Source organism: Exiguobacterium sp. J17977, from assembly GCF_018616375.1.
Lineage (GTDB): Bacteria > Bacillota > Bacilli > Exiguobacteriales > Exiguobacteriaceae > Exiguobacterium > Exiguobacterium mexicanum.
Genome location: NZ_JAEQBB010000004.1, coordinates 121,410 through 138,477, shown reverse-complemented (window position 1 = coordinate 138,477; position 17,068 = coordinate 121,410). Strand labels below are relative to the sequence as shown.

The window sequence follows — 17,068 nt, the reverse complement described above, 5'->3', positions numbered from 1 at the left end:
GTGACAGTACAACTATACGTATGGCTAGGCTTTTTCGTCATCAGTACGTTGCTAGGTTTACGCTTGAATCAACTGAAAGAACCGGAACCGAACTTTTTTATCAAATTTTTATTTTTCTCATTGCTCGGGATCGTTTCGTTCCCGATCGGCGGCTTTCATATACCAATCGGTTTTTTGATGTCGTTCTTATTTTTCCCGAAACGCAACAGCCGCTATAAATGGTACGGCGCGCTCGTCGGCTTCTTTTTCTTCATCGTCCTGTTGTTCGTCCCGCTGTTTGATCAATCCGAATTCCGGGCCGAATCACAACAGATTGGCCCGGTGTCGATTCAAGACGAGACGTTTGACGAGATGACGGACAACATCCTGCGCCGCATCAATAGTGACTCGATCAAACTCGACCGGAGCAAAATGATTTTCACTGAGGACGGTGAGCTCCGTTCGCTCGAATATTTGCTCATGGTCGAACGCGCGAACTCGTTCCAACAGATTCGAATCAACTATGACGAGTCGGGCGAGCTGACGTATCGTCAAGTCGATGAACTGAACAAAGATTCGGGCAGTGCCTTCTTCGAGAAGCTCGTCGACTTTCAACATATGCTCGACGCCATCCGGAAACCGGACTGGTCCGAGTTTACGTCACAAGTCGATGCGCCATTGTTGCAACTCTCATTCGATGGACTGTATGACATGTACACGTTCGAGAACGAGTCGATGCTCATGATCAATCGGGACAATCGTCTTGTCAAGTTTTGGTTGCAACGCGAACCGGTACTTGCCAACAGTATTCAACTGTCGGGGCTGAGCCAGCAAGGGCGGACGACAGGCGAGAAATATACGATTCTATACAATTACTCTATCCATCAACGAGAGGATTTGACTGATTTATGAAAAAATTGCTCCTGATGAGTTTACTCGTCCCCCTTTTGACCGCATGCGGAGGGGACACGACCTCGACCGAGGAAGCGGCTTGCGGCGTCGAGCCGACGATTTCCGTCTACAACGCGTCGACCGAAGAGACGTTGTTCAATGAAAAGAGTGTCTGCTTGGAAGAGGGGGCGACGGTGCTCGATGCCCTCGAAGCGACCGAGCTCGACATCGAATCGGTCGGTAACGGCGAGATGACGTATGTGACGGCGATTGACGGCATCGAAGAGAAGTCGGCCGGACAATCCTCGGGCTGGGTTTACGCATTCAATGGTAGTCCGGGCGATGAAGGCGCCGGAGCCAAAGAAGTCGAATCGACCGACATCATTCAATGGCGCTTCGAAGAAGATGCGATTTCTTTCTTCGAATGAGGCAGATTGGGAGCGCAGACATCCGGTCACGCTCCTTTTCTTCTTACTCGTCCATTTATACGTGTTGACGTACGTGAATGACTCGATTTGGCTCCTCCTCGGTCTGGTCGGTTTGTTGCTGCTCGAACGACGGTTTCCGCTGGCGATGCTCGGTGTCATCCTCGCGTTCTCATTGATTTCACTCGCCCCGTTCGCCCTCGGGTGGCGGATTTCATTCGGGGGTGTCACGAATCAATTGATTCCACTGGCGACTTTTTTGTTCGGTATGATTTGGGTCAATCGATTCATGCGTCTCGAACGCTTATTGCCGTTCTTGAACAAGTGGCCCCGTTCCACACGATTGCTCTACGGGGGGTGGGCGCTCGTCCCGACGATGGAACGGGCGGTCCGTCTATCGTTGGCGAGTCATCCGCGACGGGACTGGCAAGAGGCGGTCGTCGTCGGTATCGACAGCCAACGTCTCGAGCCGATATACGTGACGAACCGGATGCGACGCTTTGAAAAGCACGACTGGGTCCAATGCTTCGTCCTCGCTGGTTTCGCGGCGATCGCGATGATGGTCACACCGGTCGTTTGGCTACTGTATCCATATTTGACGAAGGGAGGGGTGCGCGATGCGTTGGTTATCCTTGGCAGACGGACATGACGAATTCGGGGAGTGGGTTCAAGCGGAACAAGCGCGAGTCGTCCGCCTCGATACCCCGCTCGCCGGGAAGGTCGCAACGCTCATTTCTGGAAGTGACGCCCTGCGCGGCGCCGAACTGGCCGCCATTCTCCAAATCGATCACTTGTTCCATAAACGGTTCGACGAGTGCTCGAGCGGGGAACGTCAACTCGTCCGCATCGCGCACGCGCTCGCCGATTCAGCCGAGTCGCTCGTCTTAATCGAGCCGTTCCGACATTTGGATCGGTTTCGGGTCGAGCATTTGACGATGTTACTTAGCCGACTGACCGCACTCGGCGTACGGGTCGCTTACACGGACAGGGCGCGCGAACATACCCCGTCCGACGCGTTCCACGTCAATCCGACCGTGAACCAGCCGCAGCTAGTCGTCACAGACGTGTCTTATCGCCATCCGTTACAGGCGTCCTATGCGGTCGAGCATGTATCATACGAGGCGAAACAGGCGGGACTGACCATCTGTATCGGAACGAACGGGAGCGGCAAATCGACGTTGCTCGAATTGATTGCCAAAAGTGTGCGTCCGTTGTATGGAAAGGTCAAATGGACCGAGCGTCCGGTCTATTTACCGGCCGAACAAGAGTACGGCCCTTTCCCGCAGGCGACGAATCGTCGCGTCGCTCAACTACAAGCCGTCTTCGATTCCGAGGCTTCGCTGTTCTTGTTGGACGAGCCGAGCGTCGGTTTGACCGAGCAAGAGCGAGCTCAGTTTGAACGGGCGTTAATCGAGAAGGCCGCGACGGCACATATATTGTGTGCGACCCATGATGAGCGACTGATACAGGCGGCGGACCGAATTCTTTGCCTGTCGAACGGTACGCTCGTCTTCGATGGTGATGTTGCCGAGTATACGGAACGGAGCGCGCTATGGTCACATACATCGTCATCCTAATCATTGCGGCGGGGGTCATGTCGAGATTTGAGCGGACGGATGTCCCGATAGCCGTCTTGACGCAGATTCTCGCCTTGGCCGTCATCGGGCGCTGGCTGTTCGTGGCCATCCCGAACGTGCAACCGTCGACGGCGCTGCTCATGCTGACGGCTCTGTATTTCGGCTTCACAAGCGCCGCCATGCTGGCGTTGTTTGTCCCGATTTTATCGGGACTGTTGCTCGGACTCGGACCGTTCGTCTTGTTTCAATTTTTAGGCTGGCTCCTCGTCGTTCTTGTCGTCATCCTGCTCAAGCCGCTGCTTCTGCGCTCGCGGTGGATGCTTGCTGTCGTCGGGCTCTTGTCCGGTTTTCTCTATGGCTGGACAGCCAATCTTTCGTTCGCGGAGGTCATCGGGGCCGACTTTATCAAGTTGCTCGTGCTCAGTCTACCGTTCGATGTGGCCCACGGCATCGGGAACGCCGTCTTCCTAATCTTGTTGCACGATTTGTTCGTTCGCATATTTGTGCGGGAAGACGGGTAACAAGAAGGTATCACACCGAGTGAGGTGACACGTGCATGAGCGGATACGTCAATCTGGTTGAAATCGGTTGGTTTCTTTTCATCGGACTGTTGTTTATGGGACTCAATCTATTTTTGATGTCACGTCGGCTCTTACGGACGCGCTACGGGATGATCAGTATCCTCGGGGCGAGCGTCTGGCCGGCACTCATGATCGTCTTGTCCGTCCGAGGCGGAAGCGTCCTTGGCGGGTTGATGGAACGGGCGCTCACGCTCGAAAGCGCATTGTCCTGGTCGGTCGTCGTGGCGACGACACTGATGGTGTGTATCCCGGGCGTGTCACTCATCCGGCGTATGATTCAGCTATCAAAGTCTTAATCAACTGACATAAAGCAGGAGGAGGTCCCGAGTGGGAACCTCCTCCTTTTGTACGTATCTAACCGGGTCAGACAGTCGAGACGTCTTCTGATCCACCATCCGATGGTTTTTGGAAGCGACGCAAAATCTCAAGGCTGACCGCGCGCGGCATGAGCTTGGCCGCGGCGACGAGCAGTTGGTTCGAGACACCCGGCACGATCACGCGTTTGTTGGTCATGACGCCTTTATAGCCGAAGAAGGCGACGAGATGAGACGGCATTTTTGACACCATCATCTCACTGCCGGCCCGGTTGAAGAAGCCGGTATCGGTCGGACCTGGGCAGAGGACACTCACATGCACGCCTGTCCCTTTCATTTCGGCATGGAGCGCCTCGGTGAGCGACAACACATAAGCTTTCGTCGCATAGTAGACCGCCATATATGGACCGGGTTGGAAAGCGGCGACCGAGGCGACGTTCAACACATAGCCATGATTCCGTCCCACCATGTCCGGCAAATAAGCTTTCGTCAATTCGGTCAAGGCGTTGACGTTCAAACGGACCTCTTCGGCCTCGGTTTCGGCATCGAGCTCGATGAACTCACCGGCCGTCCCGAAACCGGCATTATTGATTAAAAAGTCGACCGTCAGTCCGGCATCGGCGATTGCACTCGTCAATCGTTTTACTGCTTGGTGTTCAGACAAGTCGAGGGCGAAGACGTGCACGCTGACGCGGTAACGCTTCTCCAGTACTTTTTTCAATTCGTGCAATCGTGGTTCGTTGCGGGATACGAGGATACAATCAAATCCATCCCGGGCCGCCAAGACAGCCAAATCGAGTCCGATTCCCGTCGAGGCTCCTGTGATTAGGGCAGTTTTTGTCAAAATCGTCCACTCCTTCGATGTAAAAAGTCATACATTGTTACTGATTTCTTCACGAGTTGTTAAATTCCTGCTCGGCCGCGGTGTCAATACGTATGCTAGAGTATAGCGAGAATATGTGATTAGGCTCACAAAGTGAGGAGAAGAAACCAGATGATGATTCAGCTAGTGACTACAGCACAAGGCGTTGAGCAAGCAGAAGCGCTGATGATGGCGGGCTCTGACCGCATCTATATCGGAGAAGCAACATACGGGTTACGCCACAAAGGAGACTGGTCGTTGGAGGCTGTGCGAGAAGTCACAGCGATTGCCCACCGTTACGGCAAAGAAGTGACCGTCGCCGTCAATAATTTGATGCATAATCATCAGATTGAGACGCTGCCCGACTATTTAGCGGCTTTAAAATCAATTGGGGTTGACAGTGTGACGGCCGGTGATCCGGGCGCCATCCGTTTAATCCGTAATGCAAATATCCCCTATTGGTATGATGCTCAAACGCTCGTCACGTCGGCCCGACACATTCAATTTTGGGGCAAGCGCGATGCCATCGGGGCCATCGCGGCCCGTGAAGTGACGCTGACCGAACTCGGCTTGATTCAACAACAAATCGGATTGCCGGTCGAAGTCCAAGTGTACGGCCCGACATGCATCCACCACTCGAAGCGACCGCTGTTGACGAACTATTTCAATGAAATTGGTCGGCCGAGTGACGGGGCGCAAAAGCGTGAGTATTACATCAGTGAACCATCGGACGCGGCCAGCCGCTATCCGGTATATGAAGATGAAAATGGGACGCATGTGTTCTCTGAGGATTTGACGCTCATGGGACAATTGCCCGTCCTGTTGAAGGGTGGGCTACACACGTGGAAACTCGAGGGCTGGCACGCAGGTGACGCGTTCGTCGACATCGTCCGCCTGTTCGATAAGGCCCGTTCAGATTTGTTGAACGGTCGGTTCGACCGTCACGTCATGGAACGTCGTTTCGCCGAACTGCAACCGGAACGATTTAGGCTCGGGACGGGACTATTGTTACGAAATCCAGAAGAGATCAAGTGAGGGATTGAGATGAAAAAACGTCCAGAATTATTAGCACCGGCCGGCAACTTAGAAAAATTGAAGATGGCGATTTTGTATGGGGCCGATGCGGTCTTTATCGGGGGACAACAGTTTGGGCTCCGCTCGCGAGCCGGCAATTTCGGTTATGACGAGATGGCCGAAGGCGTTGCCTTCGCCCATGCACGCGGGGCAAAAGTGTATGTCGCCGCGAATATGGTCACCCATGAAGGGGATATCGAAGGTGCGGGTGAGTTCTTTTGTCAGCTTCGCGATATCGGCATCGATGCCGTCATCGTCTCCGACCCGGCCATGATTGAGGTCTGCCTCACGGAGGCGCCTGGGCTGCCGGTCCATTTGTCGACGCAGGCGTCAGCGACAAACTATGAGACGCTCCGCTTTTGGCAAGAGGAAGGATTGGAGCGGATCGTCCTCGCCCGCGAAGTATCGATGGAAGAAATCAAGGAGATGAAACGGCAAGTCGATGTCGAGATTGAGACGTTCGTCCACGGGGCGATGTGTATCTCGTACTCGGGTCGCTGCACGCTATCGAACCACATGGCGCTCCGCGATGCGAACCGGGGTGGCTGTGCCCAATCGTGCCGTTGGAAGTATGGCTTCTTCGAGGCGGACGAGCTCTTGTCCGATGAGATGGTGGCACGCGACGAGGAACCGTTCTCGATGAGCTCGGTCGATTTGGCGATGGTGCGCCATATCCCAGATTTGGTCGAGGCGGGTGTCGACAGCTTGAAAATCGAGGGCCGGATGAAGTCGATTCATTACGTGGCGACAGTCTGTAACGTCTATCGGCAAGTCATCGATGCGTACTGTGATGATCCTGATGGCTTCGTGTTCGACCCGGCCTGGGAAGAAGAGATTTGGAAAGCGGCACAACGGGAACTCGCGACCGGGTTCTATTACGGCGTCCCAACCGAAAACGAGCAACTGTTCGGCAAACCGCGTGTCATCCCACAGTATGCGTTCGCGGCCCGCGTCATCTCGTATGATGCGTCGACACAGCTGGCGACACTCGAGCAACGGAACCATTTCCGGCGCGGGGAAGAAGTCGAGTTCTTCGGGCCCGGTTTTGTGCGATTCACGCAAAAGGTTGATGAACTATACGATGAGATGGGAGCCGTGATTGAGACGGCGAACCAGGCGATGATGACGGTGCGCGTCAAGGTCGAGCAACCGGTCGCGACCGATTTCATCATGCGTAAGCGAAAAGCGTGTGCCGTGAACACGCCCGTGCCGAGTCAAGTCTGACACATCCGGCAAGACAACATAGTCGACCGTTCCATCCAATCTTGCTACCCTGTTAACATAGACGACAAAGGGGATGGAAGCATGAATCAAAATACGGAGCAGCTCCGGACCGACCCAATCGGACGCCTGCTGTTCAAGCTGTCGCTACCGGCGATGATCGGGATGTTGGTGACGGCACTGTACAATATCATTGATACAATCTTCGTCGCCCGCGGTATCGGGGCATCCGCCGTGGCCGCCATCGGGATTGCGTTCCCGATTCAAATGATTCTCATGGCCGTCTCGAGTGCGGTCGGATTGGGCGGGGCGTCCATCAGTTCACGAAAACTCGGTAAAGGCGACGATGCCGGGGCTGCTGTCACGTTTCTGAACGTGCTCGTCCTCGTCGGCGTGTTCGCCGCCTTCGCGGTCAGTTCCGCCTTTTTCATGCTCGATGACATCTTGAAAGTGTTCGGTGCGACGTCGGCCATCATGGAATTGAGTCGACAATACTTATCGGTCGTGCTCATCAGCTCGCCGTTCTTCATGTTCACGCTTGCGGCGAGCGCGATGGTGCGCGCCGAGGGGCAGGCGCCCTATCAGATGAAGGTCATGCTCACGACCGTCGTCGTCAACTTGGTGACGACGCCGCTGTTCATCTTCACGTTCGGTTGGGGCATTTACGGGGCGGCTTGGTCGACGGCGCTCGCCCAAGTCGTCGGGTCGGTGCTCATGCTCCGTTTCTTCTTCGCAAAAAATCGCCGCACCGAGCTCGATTTCCAATGGCGGAAATTTCGATTGCGGTTTGGCGAGTTGAAAGAGATTATGGCGATTGGGTCGTCTTCGTTCATCATGATGGTGTCGCAGTCAATTTTATTCGTCGGGGTCAACGTCATGCTCGGAACGTATGGGGGCACCGAGGAACTTGCCATCTTCGCGATCATCAATAAATTCATGGCGCTCGTCGGCATGCCGATCATGGGCATCGTTCAAGGCATGCAGCCGATTGTCGGCTACAATTTTGGGGCCAAACAATTTGACCGGATGCGAGAGACGATTTGGACGGCAATGCGGGCCGGAATCGCCATCGCCGTCATCATCTGGTTGACGCTCCAATTGATTCCAGAACAGCTGATGCGTATGTTTACGACCGACGCCAACTTGATTACCGGTGGTGTGACGGCGATTCATGTGTTGTTCGCCGTCTCGTTCCTCCCGAGCGTCCAAATGCTCGTCAACGGCATCTATCAATCACTCGGTAAGGCTCGGGTCGCGATGTTCTTGTCGCTGTCGCGGCAAACGCTCTATACGATTCCGCTCGTGTTCATCTTGCCGAACTTCTTCGGCGTATTCGGGGTGTGGCTCGCGTTTCCAATCGCTGATGCGATGACCTTTTTGACGGCGGTCGGCATGGCGGTGTGGGACCGCAAGTTATTGTTCCGCCCGTCTGAAGACGAAGTCGAAGCGAAGGCAACCAATTTATGAAGCGACGTCCGTTCTTGTAGAGCGGGCGTCTTCTTTTAGGAATAAGTAAATCCCGCCGAGCAGGACGGCCGCACCAATCCATTGCATGACGCCGAGGCGTTCTTCGAAGAAGACGAATCCGAATAGCATGCCCCATAGCGCTTCCCCTAGAATCGTGATGCTGACGACGGTCGCACTGACACGGGCGAGCGCATAGTTGAACAAGTTATGCCCTAAAATCGTCGGGAAGAAGGCAAGGGCGAGGAAGTACCACCAGTTGACCGATTCGAACGCGGTGAACGTCGTCCCCCGGACGAGGAGCATGAAACAGAGAACGACCGCGGCGACGAGATAGACGCTGAACGAATATGTATTCGTGTTCATCTCGGTCCGGACGTGTTGACCGACAAGCCAATAGCCGGCAATGAGCAGCGCGGCGATTAAGGCGAGCAAGTCGCCGAATAACGCTTCACGTCCGAGTTGAATGTCGCCGGCCGCGACAAGCATGCCGCCCATGACAGCGATGAGCGCGAAGGCCAAGCCTTTACGGGTCGGATTCTTTTTAAAAATCAAGGCGTTTCCGATTAAGACAAAAATCGGGCTCGAGGTGACGAATAGGGTCGAGCTGGCGACGGTTGTATAATCGAGCGATAAAAACCAGAGCCAAAAATGAAACGCGAGCAACGTCCCGCTGAGCAACAAGGCGTACCGCGTCATGAGACGTGTCCCGAGGAGTGACTTGAAGTCGACGAAGGGCAACAACATCAGACAAGTGATGAGCATGCGGTAAAACGCGGCCGTCTCGGCCGGTGCGGACGTCCATTTGACGAACAAGACGCTCGTCGATAAGAAAAAGACGGCGGCGAATAAGATAAGATAAGACAAGAGACATCCCCCTTTTTGTTGTACATACTCTTCTAATGATATTATAGAATAGATAAGAAAATACATTCTTTCTCGAAAGTGTCGTTCCGACAAGAGATTTCGGATGACTTTGAAAGTAGGGATCCTATGAGATTAATCATTGCGGAGAAACCGTCGCAAGCTCAAAAACTGGCTGCGCCGTATCCTTCAAAAAAGAAAAAAGACGAGATTGAAATTTCATCTTGTGCCCGGTTCCCGGAAGGCGCCATCGTCGTCTGGGCGGTCGGTCACTTATGCGAACTTCAAGAACCGTCCCACTATAAGCCGGAATGGAAGTCATGGAAATATGAGTCACTCCCGATTGTCCCGGACCGATTCGACTATCGCATCTCGAAAGGCAAGTCCAAACCGTTCCAGACGATCAAGAAGTGGTTACACGACCGATCCATCACCGACGTCATCATCGCGTCCGATGCCGAGCGGGAAGGGGAAGCCATCGTGCGGCTCATTTTACGGCTCGCCGGCAATCAAAAACCGTTGTCGCGCCTATGGATTTCGAGTTTGACCGAGCAGGCGGTCGACCGTGGTTTCGCCGCGCTATTGCCGGGCGACCAGACGGTCCCGTACTATCACGAGGCGATGAGTCGCGCCTGCGCAGACTGGCTCGTCGGTATGAACGCTTCCCGCGCGTATACGACGCTATTGAAGACGATTGGCATCGAAGACGTATTCTCGCTCGGTCGTGTCCAAACACCGACGCTCGCATTGATCGTCAATCGCGAACGCGAGATTAAACAGTTCGTCCCGGAACCGTATTTCGAGGTCGAGGCGACGCTCCAAAAAGGACGTGGCACGTTCAAAGCGAAATACACGCTCGGAAAGACGACGAAACTGAAGACGCGCGAACAAGCCGACGCCGTCGTCGACCGGGCAAGCGGGACAGCCGTCGTCCATTCCATTGACAAGGAAGACAAGACGGAACACCCGCCGTTCTGGTTCAGCTTATCGGGTCTGCAGGCCGAGGCCGGCAAGCGATTCGGCTTCGGGGCGAAGAAGACGCTCGACATCGCCCAAAAGCTATATACGAAAGGCTGGATCAGTTATCCGCGGACCGACTCGAGTTTCGTCACACCGGATGAGGCGACGCTGTTCCCGCAGACGAAAGCTCGCCTATTGAAGTCTGCAGCATACGCCGGACTGAAGGACGTGTTGACCGAGAATCCGTCCCGGAACAGCCGCTACGTCAACGCGAAAAAGGTCAGTGATCACTATGCGATCATCCCGACCGAGGCGTGCGGGGATGTGGCCCGACTCAGTGGGGACGAGGCGAAGCTATACGATTTAATCAATCGGCGTTTTCTCGCTGCTTTCGCCCCACCGGCCAAACTTGAGAAAACGACGGTCGACCTTATGGACGGGGACGATTTGTACCGGGCAAAGGGGACGGTCGTCGTCAGTCCGGGCTATCGTCAAGTCGTCGAGATGAAGTCCAAAGACGTCGAACTCCCGGCGCTCACATGTGGAGAACCATTGACGGAAAAGAAAGTCGAAGTGTTGTCGAAACAGACGGAACCGCCGAAACGGTATACCGAAGGCGCGCTCATCATGGCGATGAAAGTCGCCGGAAAACAGCTCGACGATGAGGAATTGATTCACATCATGAAAGAGGTCGAAGGGCTCGGCACCGAGGCGACGCGGGCCAATATTATCGACGGATTGAAGAAGCGGGGTTATGTCGACCTGCAAAAGAAAGAGCTCGTCCCGACCGACAAGGGGCGTCTGTTGATTGACGTGCTCGGCGACAGCATCCTCGCCTCGCCGGCCATGACCGCAAAATGGGAGAAGCGCCTGAACGAGATCGGACAGGCCTCAGCTTCGGCCGCCGAATTCATCGACCAGGCGAAAAAGATGTCGATTCACATCGTCGAAGAAGCGAAAGCGCGCGTCGAGACGGCGAATCCGGAAGGTTACACGATTGAGGCACGACGCTTCGGGAAAAAAGCGGCGTCACGGCCGAAAGCCTCGTTCGGCGTCTGTCCGAGTTGCGGCAAGGGACTTGTCGAGCATCCGAAGTTCATTGGTTGTAGCGGTTATCGCGAAGGGTGCAAGTTTACGATGTCGAAGCAAGTGCTCGGTGTCGGGATTGCCAAGGATGAGCTGAAACAGATGATCAACGGCGGACAATCGAACGTGCACACGTTCAAAAAAGGGGACAAGACGTTCGAGGCCGCGCTTTACCTTGAAAAAGGGGCGCTTCGGTTCGAATTCAAATAAAAAATAGAGCCATCCGCCGATGGCTCTATTTTTTCTGCTGTTCTTCTTCAGTGATGCGGCGATTGATCTCATCGTAATCGAGCACGATGTCGTCTTTGTTATCTTTATAGGCATACCCTTTTTGAATGACGACGATTGAAGCAATCAAGACGAGCAAGATAATCAAACCGCTCACAGCGAATATCCATCCCATGCGGCATTCCTCGCTTTCGTACTTCTAGTATGCCAAAAACAGACGAGATTCTCCATCTTTGAACCACATCGAACTGTCACAGCATTGAAATACCTAATGAAACGATTAGATATGATACAATAACGTATAGAAGAACACTGACAGAGAAAGTAGGGATGACTATGGCGATTCTGATTGTGGACGACGAACCGGTCAATACGATGGTTCTCGAACAATTATTGCATCAACATGATTATGAGACGATTTCGGTCTCGAGTGGTGAAGATGCGCTCGCGCTCCTGATGGACCCGCAAGCCCCGTCGCTATACGACCTTGTCCTGCTTGATGTCGAGATGCCAGGCATCTCTGGAATCGAGACGTGCAAACGGATTCGACAGATGAGCGGCTATGAAGAGCTTCCCGTCATTATGGTCTCGGGTCGCACCGAGGAAAAACAGATCGCGGAAGGACTCGACGCCGAAGCGTCCGACTATACGACCAAACCGATAAAAATCACAGAACTGCTCGCGCGAATCCGCTCCGCACTCCGGTATAAAGCGGCCGTCGACGAACGGAAAAAATATGAGGCGCGGCTGCAATACGACCTCGATCTCGCGCAAAAGATTCAACAGAGCGCGTTGACCCCGCCCATCAGCAACGATGAGATTGACGTCCGGGCGCTATACTTGCCGTCCAAAAAACTGGCTGGGGACATGTACGCCTGGTTCCAGGTCGCCCCTGACCGCTACGGCGTCATCATCTTCGATGTGATGGGGCACGGTGTCTCATCGGCGTTGATTACGATGGGCATCCGCTCGATTTTGCCCGGTCTCGTCAGCAACGTCCAATATCCGGTAGATGTGATGAGTGAGTTGAACCGTCAGATGACATTCTTGTTCTCGGGAGAGGACATGCAGAGCTATTTCACGGCCGTCTATTGTTATATCGACACGACGAAACGGCAAATCGAGTACGTCAACGCCGGTCACCCGCCGGTCATCGTGACGTCGGACTCGGGCGTGACTCGTCTTGAGACGACCGGTGTCCCGGTCGGCATGTTCGAGGAGCCGAATTTTGAGTCAAACGTCGTCGACATCGAACCGGGGATGACGATGCATATGTATACGGACGGATTGATGGAATGTTACAGCAAAGACATCGACGACGGCATCCGTTGGCTCGAGAAGGACGTCGCTTCTTACGGGCTTGACTACGCCCGTCACGTGGCCGAACAGCTCGTTCCGAAAATCGAGATTGATGATGACTTGTGTCTCGTCACGGTCAAATTGATGTAAAAAGATGGTGTCGCCCCAACGGGCAACACCATCTTTTTTTAGAAATATCGTTTGCGCCACAAAATGTAAAACGCGAGGCTTGAGAATCCGATCATCATCGTGATGGCGAACACGAAGCCGATTGGTTGGCCTTCCCACGGCACTTGGACGTTCATCCCGAATATCCCGGAAATCATCGTCGGGATACTGAGTACAATCGTGATCGAAGCCAAGAACTTCATCACGAAGTTGACGTTGTTCGAGATAATCGAACCGAAGGCGTCCATCTTGATGCTGATGATATCGTTATAAATCGACGCCATCTCCATCGCCTGGCGGTGCTCGACGAACACGTCCTCGAGCAGTTCCTCGTCTTCCTCGTGCTTCTCGAGACTCGGTGTCTTGACGATGCGGTCGAGGACGCTGTCGTTCGCTTTGAGCGACGTCATGAAGTAGACGAGCGACTTCTGTAAGTTCATCAATTGAAAGATTTCCTGATTTCGCATCGAACGTTGCAACTCTTGCTCGAGCTCGTCCATGCGCCGATCGATTTGGCGAAGGAAGCGCAAATACGTCATGCTGACTCGGTGCAAAATCTGGAAGACGAACCGGCTCCGATAGTTCGTCCGGAACAGACGGGCTTTTCCGTTGGCGAACAAGTTGAGCACGTCAAGGTCACGCGAACAAACGGTGATGAAATGTCGCCCCGTGACGATGATACCGAGTGGAATCGTATTGTAGGTGCGTCCCGTGTCGTCTTCTTCGACATATGGGACGTCGATAATCATGAGGAGACCCTCATCATCTTTTTCAAATCGCGGTTTTTCTTCAATATCAAGCGGGTCGTAGACGAAATCTTCAGGAATGCCGGAGGCGGCGATGACTTGATCGGCCTCATCTTTCGTCGGATTGACGAGTTGGATCCAGCTCCCTTTGTCAAAATCTTCGATTTCGTCGACACGCCCAGATGCGTCGGTACGGTAAATCGTTAGCATAATGTTCCTCCTACCTTAGCTCAACCTAATTATAGGTAGGCGACTGGGAGAGTGCAATCGGAAAAAGAGGAGTTTTTTTGTTTTTTCTCGAAAACATGCTACAGTGGGTAGGAATGTTAGTAGGATTGAGGTAAAGGAGGGATGGAGTTGTCACAAACACCCCATAATGCTCTGTTTAACGAAGAAAAGTTGGCGGAGCTCCATCAAATCGCTAGCGGAAATAAAGATTTCTTAAAAAAGATTGCCGAGACATATATCCGCCAATTCGAGGCGAAATTCCCTGAATTGAGACGCATGGTGACGGAACGGGACCACGAACAAATCGAACAGCTCGCCCACTTGTTGAAAGGGGCCTCTTATTCGGTCGGACTCGACGAGACGGCTGCACGGTTCCATCAGCTCGAAATGGCTGGGGAGACGAACGAGATTGAAAACCTCGAACCGATTCTCGACGACATCGAAGCCGATATGCGACGCTTCGACCAGGAATGGGATGCGCGATTAAATAAATTTTCATAAAAAAACGGGATTTCGCTACGATGCGACGTCCCGTTTTTTTGGATTAGGCTAAAAATTCGTCGAGTGTGGCAATCAAGATGCCAATCTCTGGTTTTGTGATTTGGGCGTTCGCCCCGACCGCGTCGCCTTTATGCTTCAAATCGTCCGAGATGAGTGACGAGAAGATGACGATTGGCAGGTCGGCGAAACGATCCATGTCGCGGAGTCGTTTCGTCAAATGCAATCCGTCCATTTGCGGCATCTCGATATCGGTGATCAGTAAGTCACAATGGACGTCGCTCTGTTCGAACGCATCGAGCGCTTCCTTTCCGTTATTGAAGATCGTCGTGTTGAAATAGCCGGCATCATCGAGTGTATCGATGATGAGTGTCCGCAGCATCTCCGAGTCTTCCGCGATCCAGACATGTTTGTTTGAGCGCTCCCGGGCACCGAGTCGTTTGACCGATTCACGGGCCATGATGTCTTTACGGGACAGTTCGAGGGCGATGCGCTCGTAGTCGAGGAGGATAATCATTTGGTCGCCGGTCTTGACGACCCCGTTCGTGATTCCTTGCATACCGCGCGCGAGATCGGACGGCGTGTCGATCTGTTCCCAAGAGATACGCTTAATCTCTGTCACTTGATCGACGCGGAGCACCGATTTCTCACCGTTAAACTCACAGACGATCAAGCGGTCGTTGTCTCCGGCGTCACGCGGATGTCCGATGACCATCGGTAAATCGATGACGGTCATGACCTCACCACGGAGCTCGATCAAGCCCATAATCGCTTCCGGCGTGCCCGGTAGCGGAGTGAGGGGAAGCATCGTGATAATCTCACGTACCTTCATGACGTTAATCCCGAAAATGAACGGGCCTGACTGGAAAATGACGATTTCTAATTCGTTCGTGCCTGCCTCAAGTAAAATATTATGATCCATGCTCACTGGTGGTCCCTCCTAGTTCACGTACTCTCATCTCTTCTATCGGTCGATTTGATGAACATCTTCAGTTGAAAGTGGCAAAGTCGAGGCGGAATTGACAAAAAATTGACGCGTAACCGTTTACATTACATAAACTGAATCTTTATAGTTGTTCAACCGATTTGATTTGCATACAATGGGGGTGGCAACGAGATATCAAAGCTTACTCAGGAGGCAGATAGAGATTATGAGTATGAACACGTATCCATATTTAATTAATGGACAATGGCAGGAATCGACAACGAACGAAACAATCGAACTCGTTTCACCTTATACAGATGAAGTCGTCGGGCACGTCCAGGCGATGTCTCGCGACGAAGTCGACGAGGCGATTCACGGCGCGAAAAGCGCACAACAGGAATGGGCGGCGCTTCCGGTCAACAAGCGTGCCGAACTGTTGTACGCTTGGGCAGATAAACTCGAAGAACGTGTCGATGAGATTGGTCAAATCATCATGCGTGAAGTCGGGAAGAACTTGAGCGACGCGAAAAAAGAAGTCGTTCGGACAGCAGAAATCATCCGTTATACGGCTGAAGAAGGTCTTCGCTTCACGGGTGGGTTCATGCAAGGGGACTCATTCCCTGGCGGCTCGAAGAACAAGATGGCAATCATCAAGAAAGAAGCGCTCGGTGTCGTCCTCGCGATTTCACCGTTCAACTACCCGGTCAACTTGGCAGCAGCCAAAATCGCACCGGCGCTCATCACGGGTAACGCGGTCGTCTTCAAACCGGCGACACAAGGTGCCATCAGTGGTGTGAAGATGGTCGAGGCGCTCCAAGACGCTGGTCTTCCGAGCGGGCTCTTGAACCTCGTCACAGGTCGCGGGTCGGTCATCGGTGATTACTTGACGTCACATCCTGGAATCGACATGATCACATTCACAGGCGGTACGGGAACAGGGCAACACTTGTCACAACAGGCATCGATGGTACCTGTCGTGCTCGAACTTGGTGGAAAAGATCCGGCGCTCGTCCTCGAAGACGCAGACCTCACGCTTGCGGCTGATCAGATTGTCAGCGGCGCGTTCTCGTATTCAGGACAACGCTGTACGGCCATCAAGCGCGTATTCGTGCTCGAGCACCAAGCAGACGAACTTGTCGGCATGTTGAAAGAGCGTGTTGAGAAACTCACGGTCGGGTCACCGGTCGATAACAGCTTTATCGTCCCACTCATCGACAAGAAGTCGGCGGATTACGTCCAAGGCTTGATTGACGATGCCGTCAACAAACAAGCGACGGTCGTCCACGGAAACGAGCGCGACGGCAATCTCTTGCACCCGACGCTTCTCGATCATGTCACGCGAGATATGCGCGTCGCTTGGGAAGAGCCGTTCGGACCGGTCTTGCCGGTCATTCGCGTCAACTCGCTCGACGAGATGATTGAACTCACGAACGAGTCTGAGTTCGGTCTTCAAGCGAGTGTGTTCACGCAAAACGTGAACAGTGCCTTCACGGTCGCCGACAAGCTCGACGTCGGTACGGTCCAAGTGAACGGTCGCACGGAACGTGGGCCAGACCACTTCCCGTTCATCGGCGTGAAGCAGTCAGGCCTCGGCGTTCAAGGGATTGGACGCAGCCTCGAGACGATGACACGCGATAAAGTCACCGTCATCAACCTATAAGACATCGGAGAGGAGAAA

Annotated in this window: 18 protein-coding genes; 13 read left to right on the top strand and 5 right to left on the bottom strand. The window is 53.6% G+C overall.

Annotated features, from left to right (window positions below; all coding sequences use genetic code 11):
- The 6 genes from KNO58_RS08735 to KNO58_RS08710 are packed head-to-tail and all read left to right on the top strand — an operon-like array spanning position 1 to position 3,749.
- Positions 1 to 891 carry a hypothetical protein gene (locus tag KNO58_RS08735; protein ID WP_214753152.1) on the top strand — a complete coding sequence of 297 codons (891 nt, stop codon included), beginning with the start codon at positions 1 to 3 and terminating at the stop codon, positions 889 to 891.
- Positions 888 to 1,298 carry a DUF4430 domain-containing protein gene (locus KNO58_RS08730; protein WP_214753150.1) on the top strand — a complete coding sequence of 137 codons (411 nt, stop codon included), beginning with the start codon at positions 888 to 890 and terminating at the stop codon, positions 1,296 to 1,298. Before KNO58_RS08735 ends, KNO58_RS08730 begins: the two co-directional genes overlap by 4 nt.
- Entirely contained in the window at positions 1,276 to 1,944 is a 669-nt protein-coding gene (locus tag KNO58_RS08725; protein WP_214753148.1) for a hypothetical protein, read from the top strand. Before KNO58_RS08730 ends, KNO58_RS08725 begins: the two co-directional genes overlap by 23 nt.
- The gene (locus KNO58_RS08720) at positions 1,913 to 2,872 is read left to right on the top strand and encodes an ATP-binding cassette domain-containing protein (RefSeq protein ID WP_214753146.1); all 960 of its coding nucleotides are present in this window, start codon (positions 1,913 to 1,915) and stop codon (positions 2,870 to 2,872) included. Before KNO58_RS08725 ends, KNO58_RS08720 begins: the two co-directional genes overlap by 32 nt.
- Positions 2,848 to 3,393, top strand: coding sequence for a hypothetical protein (locus tag KNO58_RS08715; RefSeq protein ID WP_214753144.1), 546 nt, complete (start codon positions 2,848 to 2,850; stop codon positions 3,391 to 3,393). The genes KNO58_RS08720 and KNO58_RS08715 overlap by 25 nt, the downstream gene beginning before the upstream one ends.
- A 35-nt stretch (positions 3,394 to 3,428) precedes the next feature.
- Complete coding sequence (locus KNO58_RS08710; RefSeq protein ID WP_214753142.1) at positions 3,429 to 3,749, top strand: hypothetical protein; 321 nt, start codon at positions 3,429 to 3,431, stop codon at positions 3,747 to 3,749.
- A 67-nt stretch (positions 3,750 to 3,816) separates the two neighbouring features.
- Here the strand turns inward: KNO58_RS08710 and KNO58_RS08705 are convergent, their stop codons facing one another.
- Complete coding sequence (locus KNO58_RS08705) at positions 3,817 to 4,611, bottom strand: SDR family NAD(P)-dependent oxidoreductase (RefSeq protein WP_251026160.1); 795 nt, start codon at positions 4,609 to 4,611, stop codon at positions 3,817 to 3,819.
- Between the two features lie 150 nt (positions 4,612 to 4,761).
- Here KNO58_RS08705 and KNO58_RS08700 point away from each other — a divergent pair, with 150 nt between their 5' ends.
- The 3 genes from KNO58_RS08700 to KNO58_RS08690 all read left to right on the top strand — a co-directional run bounded on the left by KNO58_RS08700 (position 4,762) and on the right by KNO58_RS08690 (position 8,391).
- On the top strand, positions 4,762 to 5,664 hold the full coding sequence (locus KNO58_RS08700) for a peptidase U32 family protein (protein ID WP_214753140.1): 903 nt from the start codon (positions 4,762 to 4,764) through the stop codon (positions 5,662 to 5,664).
- Positions 5,665 to 5,673: 9 nt separating this feature from the next.
- Complete coding sequence (locus KNO58_RS08695) at positions 5,674 to 6,927, top strand: peptidase U32 family protein (RefSeq protein WP_214753138.1); 1,254 nt, start codon at positions 5,674 to 5,676, stop codon at positions 6,925 to 6,927.
- An 81-nt stretch (positions 6,928 to 7,008) separates the two neighbouring features.
- The gene (locus KNO58_RS08690; protein ID WP_214753136.1) at positions 7,009 to 8,391 is read left to right on the top strand and encodes an MATE family efflux transporter; all 1,383 of its coding nucleotides are present in this window, start codon (positions 7,009 to 7,011) and stop codon (positions 8,389 to 8,391) included.
- Here the strand turns inward: KNO58_RS08690 and KNO58_RS08685 are convergent.
- Positions 8,386 to 9,255, bottom strand: a complete 870-nt coding sequence (locus tag KNO58_RS08685) for a DMT family transporter (RefSeq protein WP_214753134.1) — start codon at positions 9,253 to 9,255, stop codon at positions 8,386 to 8,388. The two genes, KNO58_RS08690 and KNO58_RS08685, sit on opposite strands and share 6 nt — an antisense overlap.
- A gap of 126 nt (positions 9,256 to 9,381) precedes the next feature.
- Here KNO58_RS08685 and KNO58_RS08680 point away from each other — a divergent pair, with 126 nt between their 5' ends.
- The gene (locus tag KNO58_RS08680; protein WP_214753132.1) at positions 9,382 to 11,508 is read left to right on the top strand and encodes a DNA topoisomerase III; all 2,127 of its coding nucleotides are present in this window, start codon (positions 9,382 to 9,384) and stop codon (positions 11,506 to 11,508) included.
- A 25-nt stretch (positions 11,509 to 11,533) separates the two neighbouring features.
- Here the strand turns inward: KNO58_RS08680 and ytzI are convergent, their stop codons facing one another.
- A complete protein-coding gene (gene ytzI, locus KNO58_RS08675) occupies positions 11,534 to 11,701 on the bottom strand; it encodes a YtzI protein (protein ID WP_021067657.1) in 168 nt (55 codons plus the stop codon).
- Between the two features lie 161 nt (positions 11,702 to 11,862).
- Here ytzI and KNO58_RS08670 point away from each other — a divergent pair, with 161 nt between their 5' ends.
- Positions 11,863 to 12,975 carry a PP2C family protein-serine/threonine phosphatase gene (locus tag KNO58_RS08670; protein WP_214753130.1) on the top strand — a complete coding sequence of 371 codons (1,113 nt, stop codon included), beginning with the start codon at positions 11,863 to 11,865 and terminating at the stop codon, positions 12,973 to 12,975.
- A gap of 38 nt (positions 12,976 to 13,013) precedes the next feature.
- Here the strand turns inward: KNO58_RS08670 and KNO58_RS08665 are convergent, their stop codons facing one another.
- Entirely contained in the window at positions 13,014 to 13,949 is a 936-nt protein-coding gene (locus KNO58_RS08665) for a magnesium transporter CorA family protein (RefSeq protein ID WP_214720437.1), read from the bottom strand.
- 141 nt (positions 13,950 to 14,090) lie between these two features.
- On the opposite strand from KNO58_RS08665, the gene KNO58_RS08660 reads away from it, so the two are divergent.
- Positions 14,091 to 14,468 carry an Hpt domain-containing protein gene (locus KNO58_RS08660; protein WP_214753128.1) on the top strand — a complete coding sequence of 126 codons (378 nt, stop codon included), beginning with the start codon at positions 14,091 to 14,093 and terminating at the stop codon, positions 14,466 to 14,468.
- 43 nt (positions 14,469 to 14,511) lie between these two features.
- Here KNO58_RS08660 and KNO58_RS08655 read toward each other — a convergent pair whose 3' ends face one another.
- Positions 14,512 to 15,387, bottom strand: a complete 876-nt coding sequence (locus KNO58_RS08655; RefSeq protein ID WP_214753492.1) for a chemotaxis protein CheV — start codon at positions 15,385 to 15,387, stop codon at positions 14,512 to 14,514.
- Between the two features lie 226 nt (positions 15,388 to 15,613).
- On the opposite strand from KNO58_RS08655, the gene KNO58_RS08650 reads away from it, so the two are divergent.
- Positions 15,614 to 17,050 carry an NADP-dependent glyceraldehyde-3-phosphate dehydrogenase gene (locus KNO58_RS08650; protein ID WP_214753490.1) on the top strand — a complete coding sequence of 479 codons (1,437 nt, stop codon included), beginning with the start codon at positions 15,614 to 15,616 and terminating at the stop codon, positions 17,048 to 17,050.
- The last annotated feature ends 18 nt before the right edge of the window (positions 17,051 to 17,068 follow it).